General features: G+C 73.7%; 11 protein-coding genes. 1 reads left to right on the top strand and 10 read right to left on the bottom strand.

All coding sequences use genetic code 11. From position 1 onward, the window contains the following. Nucleotides 1-10: 10 nt before the first annotated feature. From pdxT to pgsA, 6 genes are all read right to left on the bottom strand, one after another. Nucleotides 11-616, bottom strand: coding sequence for a pyridoxal 5'-phosphate synthase glutaminase subunit PdxT (gene pdxT, locus JQN84_RS26825; RefSeq protein WP_204961336.1), 606 nt, complete (start codon nucleotides 614-616; stop codon nucleotides 11-13). Between the two features lie 31 nt (nucleotides 617-647). Then, complete coding sequence (gene pdxS, locus JQN84_RS26820) at nucleotides 648-1565, bottom strand: pyridoxal 5'-phosphate synthase lyase subunit PdxS (RefSeq protein ID WP_204961335.1); 918 nt, start codon at nucleotides 1563-1565, stop codon at nucleotides 648-650. Between the two features lie 111 nt (nucleotides 1566-1676). After that, nucleotides 1677-2210 carry a hypothetical protein gene (locus JQN84_RS26815; RefSeq protein WP_372446018.1) on the bottom strand — a complete coding sequence of 178 codons (534 nt, stop codon included), beginning with the start codon at nucleotides 2208-2210 and terminating at the stop codon, nucleotides 1677-1679. Continuing rightward, nucleotides 2207-3376 carry a glycosyltransferase family 4 protein gene (locus JQN84_RS26810; RefSeq protein ID WP_204961334.1) on the bottom strand — a complete coding sequence of 390 codons (1170 nt, stop codon included), beginning with the start codon at nucleotides 3374-3376 and terminating at the stop codon, nucleotides 2207-2209. Before JQN84_RS26810 ends, JQN84_RS26815 begins: the two co-directional genes overlap by 4 nt. A gap of 14 nt (nucleotides 3377-3390) precedes the next feature. Further along, complete coding sequence (locus JQN84_RS26805; RefSeq protein WP_204961333.1) at nucleotides 3391-4332, bottom strand: phosphatidylinositol mannoside acyltransferase; 942 nt, start codon at nucleotides 4330-4332, stop codon at nucleotides 3391-3393. Next, complete coding sequence (gene pgsA / locus JQN84_RS26800) at nucleotides 4329-4949, bottom strand: phosphatidylinositol phosphate synthase (RefSeq protein ID WP_204961332.1); 621 nt, start codon at nucleotides 4947-4949, stop codon at nucleotides 4329-4331. The genes JQN84_RS26805 and pgsA overlap by 4 nt, the downstream gene beginning before the upstream one ends. A 251-nt stretch (nucleotides 4950-5200) precedes the next feature. Here pgsA and JQN84_RS26795 point away from each other — a divergent pair, with 251 nt between their 5' ends. Continuing rightward, complete coding sequence (locus JQN84_RS26795; RefSeq protein WP_204961331.1) at nucleotides 5201-7351, top strand: elongation factor G-like protein EF-G2; 2151 nt, start codon at nucleotides 5201-5203, stop codon at nucleotides 7349-7351. Nucleotides 7352-7503: 152 nt separating this feature from the next. On the opposite strand, the gene JQN84_RS26790 is transcribed toward JQN84_RS26795, so the two are convergent. The 4 genes from JQN84_RS26790 to thrS form a co-directional block, all read right to left on the bottom strand. Continuing rightward, entirely contained in the window at nucleotides 7504-8562 is a 1059-nt protein-coding gene (locus JQN84_RS26790) for an aldo/keto reductase (protein ID WP_204961330.1), read from the bottom strand. A gap of 106 nt (nucleotides 8563-8668) precedes the next feature. Continuing rightward, complete coding sequence (locus tag JQN84_RS26785) at nucleotides 8669-9457, bottom strand: CG0192-related protein (RefSeq protein WP_204961329.1); 789 nt, start codon at nucleotides 9455-9457, stop codon at nucleotides 8669-8671. A gap of 27 nt (nucleotides 9458-9484) precedes the next feature. Further along, entirely contained in the window at nucleotides 9485-10057 is a 573-nt protein-coding gene (locus JQN84_RS26780) for an HIT family protein (protein WP_372446017.1), read from the bottom strand. A gap of 69 nt (nucleotides 10058-10126) precedes the next feature. Continuing rightward, a complete protein-coding gene (gene thrS, locus JQN84_RS26775; protein WP_204961328.1) occupies nucleotides 10127-12130 on the bottom strand; it encodes a threonine--tRNA ligase in 2004 nt (667 codons plus the stop codon). Nucleotides 12131-12339 lie beyond the last annotated feature (209 nt).

Here is a 12339-nt window from a genome sequence, read left to right as displayed (position 1 = left end):
CGGCGCCGGCTCAGCGGGCGGCGGCGACCAGGTCGGCGAAGTAGCGGTGCAGCCGCAGGTCGCCGGTCAGCTCCGGGTGGAACGAGGTGGCCAGCAGGTTGCCCTGACGGACGGCGACCACCCGGTCGACGGCCGGCCCACCGGTGACCCGGCCCAGCACCTCGACGCCGGGGTCGACCCGCTCGACCCACGGGGCCCGGATGAAGACGGCGTGGAACGCGGGCCCGTCGACCCCGGCGACGCGCACCGGGGCCTCGAACGAATCAACCTGCCGACCGAACGCGTTGCGCCGCACGGTCATCCCGATACCGGCGAAACCCCGCTGGTCGGGGCGGCCGTCCAGCACCTCGGCGGCCAGCATGATCATGCCGGCGCAGGAGCCGTAGACAGGCATCCCGGCGGCGATCCGCTTGTCGACCGGCTCGCGCAACCCGAAGATGTCCACCAGCTTGCTCATCGTGGTGGACTCCCCGCCGGGAACGACCAGCCCGTCGACCGCGTCCAGCTCGGCCGGCCGGCGCACCCGGCGGGCGTCCGCGCCGACCCCGGCCAGGGCGGTGAGGTGCTCCCGCACGTCGCCCTGCAACGCCAGCACCCCGATCACCGGTGCGCGCACGGCCGCCCCTCCCGACGCCGTTGCCCCCGGGTCACCAGCCGCGCTCGGCGAGGCGGTGCGGCTGGGGGATCTCGTCGACGTTGATGCCGACCATCGCCTCGCCGAGCCCCCGGGACACCTTGGCCAGCACGTCCGGGTCGTCGTGGAAGGTGGTGGCCTTGACGATCGCGGCGGCCCGCTGGGCCGGGTTGCCGGACTTGAAGATGCCGGAGCCGACGAAGACCCCCTCCGCGCCGAGCTGCATCATCATCGCGGCGTCGGCCGGGGTGGCGATGCCGCCGGCGGTGAACAGCACCACCGGCAGCTTGCCCGTCTCGGCGACCTCCCGGACCAGCTCGTACGGGGCCTGCAACTCCTTGGCGGCGACGAACAACTCGTCGGCCGGCAGGGAGCTGAGCCGGGCGATCTCCTGGCGGATCCTGCGCATGTGCATGGTGGCGTTGGAGACGTCCCCGGTGCCCGCCTCACCCTTGGAGCGGATCATGGCCGCGCCCTCGGTGATCCGGCGCAGCGCCTCGCCCAGGTTGGTCGCGCCGCACACGAACGGGACGGTGAACGCCCACTTGTCGATGTGGTTGGCGTAGTCGGCCGGGGTCAGCACCTCGGACTCGTCGACGTAGTCGACGCCGAGCGACTGGAGGATCTGCGCCTCGACGAAGTGGCCGATGCGGGCCTTGGCCATCACCGGGATGGAGACGGCCTGGATGATGCCGTCGATCATGTCCGGGTCGCTCATCCGGGACACGCCGCCCTGGGCCCGGATGTCGGCCGGCACCCGCTCCAGTGCCATCACGGCCACCGCGCCGGCGTCCTCGGCGATCTTGGCCTGCTCGGCGGTGACCACGTCCATGATCACGCCACCCTTGAGCATCTCGGCCATGCCCCGCTTGACGCGGGCGGTGCCCCAGACCTGGGCGTCACCGGCGTTCGGGGAGGTCGTTTCGGGCACGGCTCATCACTCCTCGGACGTGCTGGGGGTGGGTTCCGGCTGATGCTACGACCGGGTCGACGCCGTTCCGACAGCCAATCGGCCCCACGGTGGCCTGCCCTGTGGCCCCCGTCACCCCGCCCGCGTACCGCCTCCCGTCGGGATGTCGGCGGGCAGGGCCAGGGTGGGGTCGTCGATGTCGAAGTAGCGCGGCCACGGGCGACGGCGGCCCATCCGGCACAACCGCACCAGCGGTCGGCTGCGCGCGGTGCGGGCGTCACGGACCAGGTCGGTGTGCACCTGCCGGGACAGGGCCAGCCGCCGGCTCGCCGCGATCACCGCCTCACACGCGGGGTCGGCCGGGTCGAGCCGGACCGCCCGCAGTTGCCGGGTCAGGTCGTTCTCAGCCGCCTCCCGCTCCTCGGGGACGGCGTCCAGGGCGATCCGGGCCGCCGCGTACAACTCGACGCCGTACCGCTTCTCGGCCAGCACCGCGGCGGCGGCGGCCCGGCGCAGCAGGTGCGCGTCCAGGGCCCGCGCCGCCGACTCCGCCCGGGTCTGCAACCGCTCGACCCGGCCGGCAGTCCAGACCAGGTAGACCGCGAGCAGGGCGACCACCACCGCGGTGACCAGCACCGCCCACAGCTGCGGCAGCGTGCCGCTCACCCCGGACCACCCAGCCCCGCCCACTCCTGGTCGATGACCCGGCCGTCGGTGGCCTCGATGGCCGCCGCATAGACCTCCACCACCCGGCGGGCCACCACCGGCCAGTCGAAGTGGGCGACCACCTGGTCGCCGCAGGCGGTCAACGCGGCCCGCTGCGCCGGGTCGTCGAGCAGTTCCGCCAGGGCGGTACGCAGGCCGGCGGAGTCACCGGTCGGGAAGAGCCGGCCCGCCCGTCCGCCGTCGAGCACCCGCCGGAACGCGTCCAGGTCGCTGGCGACGACCGTGGCGCCGGCCGCCAGCGCCTCGGTGAGGATCATGCCGAACGACTCGCCACCGGTGTTCGGGGCGACGTAGAGGTCGACACTGCGCAGCATCCGGGCCTTGTCGACCTCGGAGACCAGGCCGAGGAACGTCACCCGGTCGCGCAGCTCGGCCGGGAACCGCCCGAACAGGTCGTCCGGGTCGCCGGGCCCGGCCACCAGCAGGCGTAGCCCCGGCCGGTGCGGGGCCAGTGCGACGAAGGCGTCGCGCAGGATCGGGAAGCCCTTGCGGGCCTCGGTGAACCGGCCGAGGAAACCCAACGTCCCGCCGCTGCCGGTGGCGCACTCCCCCGGCCAGCCGGGCAACGGCTCGACCCCGGCGAACTTCGCCACCGCCACCCCGTTGGGGATCTCCACCGCCCCGCCGTCCATGTGCTCGACCTGCACCTTGCGGGCCAGCGCGCTGACCGCGATCCGGGCGGTGATCCGCTCCAGCAGGATCTGGAGCACCCCCTGGGCGGCGGCGAGCACCCGGGAGCGGGTCATCGCGGTGTGGAAGGTGGCCACCACCGGCCCCCTGGCGGAGAGCACCGCCAGCATCGACAGGCTCGGGGTGAGCGGTTCGTGCACGTGCAGCACGTCGAAGTCACCACGGGTGAGCCAACGCCGCACCCGGGCGGTGGAGACCGGCCCGAAGGCGATCCGGGCCACCGACCCGTTGTACGGCAGCGGCACCGCCCGCCCGGCGGAGACCACGTACGGCGGCAGCGTCGACTCCTCGTCGGCGGGGGCCAGGACGCTCACCTCGTGCCCCAGCCCGAGCAATGCCTCGGCCAGGTCCATGACGTGGTTCTGCACCCCGCCCGGGACGTCGAAGGAGTACGGACACACGATGCCGATCCGCACTGGCGTCCCCTCCCTCAGACCGAACCGGCGCTGGCCGGGGGCGGCGGCGCGGTGGACCCGCCGTCGGTGGAGCCCCGCTGGTCCAGCCACATCCGCTGCAACATGTGCCAGTCTTGCGGATGACGGGCGATGCCCGCCGCCAGACGGTCGGCAATCCGCTGGGTCAGCACCCGGACCCGCTCGTCCAGGGGTGCGCTGTCCGGTTCGGGCACCGGTAGCGGGCCCTCCAACTGCGCGCGCGGCATCTCCGGTTCGTACCACAGCGAGGCAACGTAGAGCGGGGCGCCGGTGCCGATGGCCAGCAGGGCGGGCCCGGCCGGCATCCGGGTCCGGCCGCCGAAGAAGTCCACCTCGATGCCCCGGGCGGACAGGTCCCGGTCGGCCAAAAGCGGCACCACGGCACCCGCGCCCAGCCGCTCCACCAGCACGTCGAAGGCGGGCCGGTCACCGCCGTGGGTGGGCAGGATCTCCATGCCCAGGGTCCGCCGGAAGGCCAGGAAGCGCTGGTAGACACCCTCCGACTGGAGTCGCTCGGCAACCGTGGTGATCGGCCAGCCGTTGGCCGCGACCCAGGCGCCGGCGGCGTCCCAGTTGCCCGCGTGCGGCAGCGCCACCACCGCGCCCCGGCCGGCCGCCACGTCGGCGGCGAGCATCTCCGATCCGCCGAGGTGGAAGCCGTCGAGGATCTGCTGGCGACTGCGCGAGGGCAGCCGGAACGCCTCCATCCAGTACCTGGCGTACGACCGCAGACCCTGCTTGACCAGCGCGTCCAACTCCGGCTCGGGCAGGTCGGGGCCCACCACCCGGCGCAGGTTGGCGCGCAGCCGGGTGACGCCCTTGCCGCCGGCCCGGTGGGCGCGGTCGGCACCGGCCCGGAAGGCGGCGGCGACCACGGGCCGGGGCAGCGCGCGGGCAAGCCGCCAGCCGGCGACGTAGCCGAGTTCGGTGAGGTTCACTCGCGGCCGACCAGTTGCGCCTGCCGGTACACGTGGGCCACCCGCTGGCCGACCGTGAAGATCGACACGGCGGCGAGCAGCCAGAGCGATATCTCCAGGGCCGGGCCGACCCCGAGGCCGGTGAGCAGCCCGCCGACCCCGACGATCAGCAGCCGTTCGGTGCGTTCCGCGACCCCCACGTTGCCACTCATCCCCAACCCCTCGGCGCGGGCCTTGACGTAGGAGACCAGGCCGCCGGCGGCCAGGCAGAGCAGCGCGGCGGCCACGCCGGAGTGGTTGCCCTCGGTGGCCAGCCAGTAGGCGACCGCGCCGAAGACCGCGCTGTCGGCGACCCGGTCCATCGACGAGTCGAGGAACGCGCCGAAGCGGGTCGAGCCGCCGCTCATCCGGGCCATCGTCCCGTCGAGCATGTCGGTCAGCGCGAAGAACGTCACGATCAGCGCTCCGGCGACGAGCTGGCCGCGGGCGCCGAAACCGAGCGCGCCGACGAGCACGCCGACGGTGCCGGCCACGGTGACCGCGTTGGGGGACACACCTGCGCGGAGCAGACCGCGCGCGACCGGCTCCACGACGCGGGTCATCCCCGCGCGGGCCGTCTCTTGGAAGATCTTCGCCATGGCGGTCCCACGATAACGGCCGGCAGCGGCGGACGGTACGGCCGGTCGCCCGACCCGCCCGGAAGGCTTGTGCCGACCCCCCGCCGGGTGTGAGATCGGGGTGGAAAGTGAGCCAGCTCACCGTCACGGCCGTTGACCGCCGTCCGGCCGACGGGTCACCGGAGGATAGCGCCGCGGCACCCGCACCGGGCCCCGCTTCCCGTCGCGCGCGGCGGTCGCCATCCACCACCGGCTGAGGGAGGTGCGCCGCGATGGCGCAGAGGAACCACGACAGGGGAGCCACCGGCGTGCCGGCGGTGACCGACCCCGGCACGGTACGCAACGTGGTGCTGGTCGGGCACTCGGGGGCCGGCAAGACGACCCTGGTCGAGGCGCTGCTCGCGGCCAGCGGCACGATCGACCGGGCGGGCAGCGTCGCCGCCGGCACCACCGTCGGCGACCACGACCCCGCCGCGGTACGCCAGCAGCGTTCCGTCGCCCTGTCCTGCGCGCCGCTGGTGCACGCCGGGGTGACGGTGAACCTCCTGGACACCCCCGGGTACGGCGACTTCGTCGGCGAGCTGCGGGCCGGCCTGCGGGCCGCCGACGCGGCGCTGTTCGTGGTGTCCGCCGTCGACGGGATGGACGCCGCCACCGCCGCCCTGTGGGAGGAGTGCGCCGCGGTCGACCTGCCGCGTGCGGTGGCGGTCGCCCGGCTGGACCATCCACGGGCCGACTTCGACGAGGCGGTGGCGCTGTGCCAGCGGGTGTTCGGGGACAACGTGCTCCCGCTGCACCTGCCGATGCTCGGTGACGACGGCGAGTCGGTGGCCGGTCTGTTGGCGCTGGTCACCCGGCGGGTGCACGACTACTCGACCGGGCTGCCCGCCGCCGTGCGCGACCCGGACCCGCAGCACCTGCCGGCGATCACCGAATCCCGGGGTGAGCTGATCGAGGGGATCATCGCCGAGAGCGAGGACGAGACCCTGATGGACCGCTACCTCGACGGCGAGGAGATCGACACTCAGGTGCTGGTCGCCGACCTGGAGAAGGCGGTGGCCCGGGGTCACTTCTACCCGGTGGCGCCGGTCTGCGCGGCCACCGGCGTCGGGCTGGACGTGCTGCTCGACACCCTGGTCTCGGCGTTCCCGTCGCCGCTGCAACGACCGGTGCCGGCGGTCACCGGGCTGGACGGCTCCCCCCGGCCGCCGCTGGACTGCGACCCGGACGGCCCGCTGGTCGCCGAGGTGGTCCGGACCACCGTCGACCGGCACGTCGGCCGGGTCTGCCTGGTCCGGGTCTTCTCCGGCACCCTGCGCCCCGACCAGACGGTGCACGTGTCCGGGCACGGGATGGCCGGCCGGGGCCACCCCGACCACGACGCCGACGAGCGGATCGGGCACGTCTACCGCCCGCTCGGGGCGGCCCTACGGGAGGTGGACGCCTGCGTCGCGGGTGACATCTGCGCGATCACCAAGTCGGGCAGCGCGGAGACCGGCGACACCGTCTCGGCGCGCGACGAGCCGCTGCTGATCGCGCCCTGGGAGATGCCGGAGCCGCTGCTGCCGGTGGCGGTGGTGGCCCGCAGCCGGGCCGACGAGGACGCCCTGGCCCGCAACCTGGGCCGGCTGATCGTGGGTGACCCGACGCTGCGGCTGGAACGCAACCCGCAGACCCACCAGCTGGTGCTGTGGTGCATGGGCGAGGCGCACGCCGACGTGGTGCTCGACCGGCTCCGGGCCGGCGGGGTGGAGCTGGACACCGAGCCGGTGCAGGTGCCGCTGCGGGAGACGTTCACGGTGACCGCCACCGGGCACGGGCGACACGTCAAGCAGTCCGGCGGGCACGGCCAGTACGCGGTCTGCGACCTCACGGTGGAGCCGTTGCCCCGGGGCTCGGGCGTCGAGTTCGTCGACCGGGTGGTCGGCGGGGCGGTGCCGCACCACTACGTACCGTCGGTGGAGAAGGGCGTGCGGGCGCAGTTGGCGCGGGGGCTGGTCGCCGGCCATCCGGTGGTGGACGTGCGGGTGACCCTGGTCGACGGCAAGGCGCACAGCGTCGACTCGTCCGACGCCGCGTTCCAGACCGCCGCCGCGCTCGCCCTGCGCGACGCCGCCGGGCGGGGCGGGGTGACGCTGCTGGAGCCGGTCGACGAGGTGGTGGTCCGGGTCGCCGATTCAGCAGTCGGGGCGGTGCTGGGCGACCTGTCCGGCCGGCGGGGCAAGGTGCTCGGCACCGAGGCCGACCCGGACGCCGAGGGCCGCACCCTGGTCCGGGCCGAGGTGCCCGCCCTGGAACTGCTGCGCTACGCGGTGGAGCTGCGCGCCCTGACCGCCGGCACCGGCACCTTCCGCCGGGAGTTCGCCCACTACGACCCGACACCCACCCACCTCACCAACACCCTCCTCCCCACCCCCCACTAACAGCCCCCACCCCTGCCCCCTGCCCCCGCCCCCACCCTGCCCCACCCCGCCGCAGCGTCGATCATGGAGTTGTGGTGGGGGTTAAGCCCCATATGTCACTTGTGTGGAGGCCCACAACTCCATGATCGACAGGAGTGGGGGGCGGGGCGGGGTTAGGGGCGGGCGGCGGGGATGGGGGGTAGCGGCCAGTGCGGGCGGTCGGCGTCGCGCAGCGCGGCTGTCCGCAGGGCGGCGAGTTGACGTTCCACCTCGGCGAAGTGGTCGGGGGTGAGCGGGCCGAGGCGCAGCGTGGCGGCGTTCTCCTCCACCTGGGCGACGGTACGGCAGCCGGGGATCGGCACCGCCCGGCCGCTGCGCGCCCAGATCCAGCCCAGCGCCCCCTGGACCAGGGTGCGACCGTCGGCGGTGAGCGCGCCGCGTACGGCGGTGACCCGGCGCAGCCACTCCGGCGCGGGCCGGCCGCCCCGGAACCACTCCAGCCAGCCGGGGGCCACCCCCCGCACGTCGTCCCGGGGCAGCGTGGAGGTGGTCGTGTACTTGCCGGTGAGCAGCCCCATCCCGAGCGGCCCCCGGTTGACGCTGGCCAGGTCGTGTTTGTCGCAGGTGGCCAGCATCACCGGGGCGTCGCGCAGCACCGACAGGCTGTGCTGGATCGCGGTGGCGTGCGGGGCGACCTGGGCGAAGCCGGCGGCCCGGTCGGCCCGGTCGGTGCTCCAGCCGTACGCCCGGACGAGGCCCTCGGCGACCAGGTCCTCGCAGGTGCCGACCAGTGCCTCCACCCGGGGCAGCGACAGGTCGCCCAGGTGCAGTTGGTAGAGGTCGATCCGGTCGGTGTCCAGCCGGCGCAGCGAGGCGACGACCGCCCGCCGCAGGTACGCCGGGGAAGCGTCCTCCCCGGTGGCCTGCCGGGACCGTTCGTCGAAGGTGTACCCCCATTTGGTGGCGATCACCGCCTCGTTTCGGCGGCCGGCCAGCGCCCGCCCGAGGACCCGTTCGCTGTGCCCGGCGCCGTACGTGTCGGCGGTGTCGAAGAGGGTCACACCGAGGTCGAGCGCGCGGCGGACGGCCCGCACCGACTCCTCGTCGTCGACCGCACCCCAGCCCAGCGGCTGAGCCCCTTCGGCCCAGGGGCCACCGATCGCCCAGCACCCCATGCCGAGGGCGCTGACCTCGATGCCGCTGCGACCCAACACCCGTGTCGTCACTGCCATTGACGCATCGTGTCACCTTCCGGGCGGTACGGCGGGCGAACCTGACCCAGTGTGCCCGATCGACCACATGCGACACCTCGGCGGACGCACCGCCCCCGGGCCACGGTCAGCGGGGCAGGACCCGGGCCAGCGGCAACGGCGTCGACTGGCCCGGCCAGGACCCGGTCAGCGTGCCACCCTCCGACCCCCCACCGGACAGGCCGACGTCGGAAAGGCCACCCCCGGGCAGACCGACGCCGGAAAGGCCGGCCCCGGGCAGGCCGGCCCCGGGAATGCCGACGTCGGACGGGCCACCGCCGGACGGGCCGACGCCGGACGGGCCGACGCCGGACGGGCCGACGCCGGACGGGCCGACGCCGGAGAGCCGGCGGGCGACGGCCAGGTCGACGGTGTCGGCACCGATCACGGTCGGGTCGCCGTCGTATACCTGGCGCACCGCGCCGACGACGGGGAGCACGGCGCGGCCGGTGCCGGCGACCGTCATGGACGGTGGGCGGGGCTCGCGTCCCGCGTCGGTCTCGAAGTACTCCTCGGCCTGGCCGACGCCGGTCCGGATCGCGGTGGCCAGGGCGGCGGCGTAGACCGGGTCGCCGCAGGCGTCGTAGACCCAGCGGGGGCCGAGCACCGAGTGCCGCGTGGTGCCGACCAGCCACCGCTCGGCGTCGGCCAGCGGCGCGCCCCGGTAGGTCAGCGGAACCTGGTAGACGGGCGAGTCACCGATCCGGACGAGCATCGTCTCGATGCCCACCTCGCCGGCCGGGTCGTCGAAGCGGTAGGCGGCCACCCGGACCGGCTCGCCAGCGGCCGGGCCCGCGTACCACGGCCGGCCGGGCAGCCAGCCGGCCAGGAGTTCGAGCTTGCTCGGGCTGATCTCCGCCCGGTGCAGCAGCGCCATCGTCGTGTCCTCCAGGTGGCGGGCCGGTCAGGACGGCCAGGCGCGGGCGAGTAGCTCGCGGGTCTCGGAGAGCAGTTGCGGCAGCACCTTCGTGCGGCCGATCACCGGCATGAAGTTGATGTCCCCGCCCCACCGGGGCACCACGTGCTGGTGCAGGTGGGCGGCGATGCCGGCGCCGGCCACCCCGCCCTGGTTCATCCCCAGGTTGAACCCGTGTGCGCTGCTGACCTGCCGGACCACCCGCATCGCGGTCTGGGTGAACGCCGCCAGCTCCACCGTCTCGGCCTGGTCGAGTTCGGTGTAGTCGGCCACGTGCCGGTAGGGGCAGACCAGCAGGTGCCCCGGGTTGTACGGATAGAGGTTGAGCACCGCGAAGACGTGCGTGCCGCGGGCCACCACCAGGCTGCGTTCCGGCGGCAGGCCGGGGGCCAGGCAGAACGGACAGCCGGCGGGCTTCTCGTAGCCTCCCTCGGGGCGGTCCTCCCCGGAGATGTACGTCATCCGGTGCGGGGTCCAGAGCCGGTCGAGTCCGTCCGCCAGGCCGTCGTCCGCCGGGCCGTGGTCCGTGTCGCCGTCGAGGTGCCGCTCCGCCCCAGTCACACGCCGATCCTACGATCTCCCGCGCCGACCGCCACCGGCCGCGGGTACGCAGCCGGTGGCGGGCCGGGGTCAGCTACCTGCGGACGGGCCGGCGTTGGCCCGCGAGGAGACCACGTCGAGCACGTGGTCGACCGCCTCGGCGACCGGTACCCCGTTGCGCTGGGAACCGTCGCGGTAGCGGAACGAGACGGTGCCGGCGGCCACGTCGTCGTCCCCGGCGATCACCATGAACGGGATCTTCTGCTGCTGGGCGGTGCGGATCTTCTTCTGCATCCGGTCGTCACCGGCGTCGACCTGGGCCCGGATGCCCTTGGCGCGCAGCGCCGCGACGAAGCCGTGCAGGTAGTCGGTGTGGTCCTCGCGGATCGGGATGCCGACCACCTGCACCGGGGCCAGCCAGGCCGGGAACGCCCCGGCGTAGTGCTCGGTGAGCACCCCGAAGAACCGCTCGATCGACCCGAACAGCGCCCGGTGGATCATCACCGGCCGCTGCCGGCTGCCGTCGGCCGCCTGGTACTCCAGGCCGAACCGCTCGGGCAGGTTGAAGTCGACCTGGATGGTGGACATCTGCCAGGTCCGGCCGATGGCGTCCCTGGCCTGGACGGAGATCTTCGGCCCGTAGAACGCCGCGCCGCCCGGGTCGGGCACCAGGTGCAGGCCGGATTCCTCGGCGGCCGAGCTCAGCGCCTCGGTGGCCCGCTCCCAGTTCTCGTCGGTGCCGACCGACTTGTCCGGGTTACGGGTGGACAGTTCCAGGTAGAAGTCGTCCAGGCCGTAGTCGCGCAGCAGCTCCAGGACGAAGGCGAGCAGCGACTTCAGCTCGCCCGCCATCTGCTCCTCGGTGCAGAAGATGTGCGCGTCGTCCTGGGTCATGCCCCGGACCCGGGTCAGGCCGTGCACCACACCCGACTTCTCGTACCGGTAGACCGTGCCGAACTCGAACATCCGCAGCGGCAGCTCCCGGTAGGAGCGGCCCCGGGACCGGAAGATCAGGTCGTGCATCGGGCAGTTCATCGGCTTGAGGTAGTAGTTCGCCCCCTCCACCTCCATGGGGGGGAACATCCCGTCGGCGTACCAGTCGAGGTGACCGGAGACCTCGTACAGGTGGCCCTTGGTGATGTGCGGGGTGTTGACGAACGAGTAGCCGGCCTCCTCGTGCTTGACCCGCGAGTAGTTCTCCATCTCCCGGCGGATGATGCCGCCCTTGGGGTGGAACACCGCCAGGCCGGAGCCCAGTTCGTCGGGGAAGCTGAACAGGTCGAGGTCGACCCCGAGCTTGCGGTGGTCGCGCCGGGCGGCCTCCTCCAGCAGCTTCAGGTACGCCTTCAGCTCGTCGCGGGTCGGCCAGGCGGTGCCGTAGACCCGCTGGAGCTGCGGGTTCTTCTCGCTGCCCCGCCAGTAGGCGGCGGCCGAACGCATCAGCTTGAACGCGCCGATCAGCCGGGTGTTCGGCAGGTGCGGGCCCCGGCACAGGTCCGACCAGCAGACCTTGTCCTCGCTGGCGGCGAGGTTGTCGTAGATGGTCAGCTCGCCGCCGCCCACCTCCATCACCTCGCTGGTGTCCAGCCCCTCGCCCTTGACGTCGATCAGTTCGAGTTTGAACGGCTCGGCGGCCAGTTCGGCCTTCGCCTCGTCCAGGCTGCCGAAGCGGCGACGGCGGAACCGCTGGCCGGACTTGACGATCTCCTGCATCCGCTTTTCCAGCTTGGCCAGGTCGTCGGGCTGGAACGGCTTGTCGACGGCGAAGTCGTAGTAGAAGCCGTTCTCGATCGGCGGGCCGATGCCCAGCTTGGCCTCGGGGAAGACGTCCTGCACGGCCTGCGCGAGCACGTGCGCGGTGGAGTGCCGCAGCACGTTGAGCCCGTCCGGCGAGTCGAGGCTGACCGGTTCGACGGTGGTGTCCTCGGCGGGGGCCCAGTCCAGGTCGCGGAGCTGGCCCTGCGGGTCGCGGACCACCACGACCGCCTTCGGGCCGGCGGCGGGCAGCCCGGCCGCGGCCACCGCGTCGGCCGCCGTCGTCCCGGCGGCCACGACGACGGGGTCGGCCACGACGGGGGTACGGGGTGCGGACACGGTGAACTCCTCAACGGCAGGCGGCACGGATGGGCCGGACGCGCCGGCTGCTTCGATGCTATCGGTCCCGCCGTCATCCCCGGTCGCCGGGAAAGGAAGCCCGGTTCCGCTGTCGACCCGCACCGGCGTTGAACCTTTTCGGCCCGCCGTCCGAACTACCAGGTGTGGCCGGAGCCGGTGTCGGCCACGGCGAGACGGATGGGGGCGGA

It is taken from the genome of Micromonospora humidisoli, from assembly GCF_016900955.1.
GTDB lineage: Bacteria > Actinomycetota > Actinomycetes > Mycobacteriales > Micromonosporaceae > Micromonospora > Micromonospora wenchangensis.
This window is presented reverse-complemented; position numbering and strand designations above follow the sequence as displayed.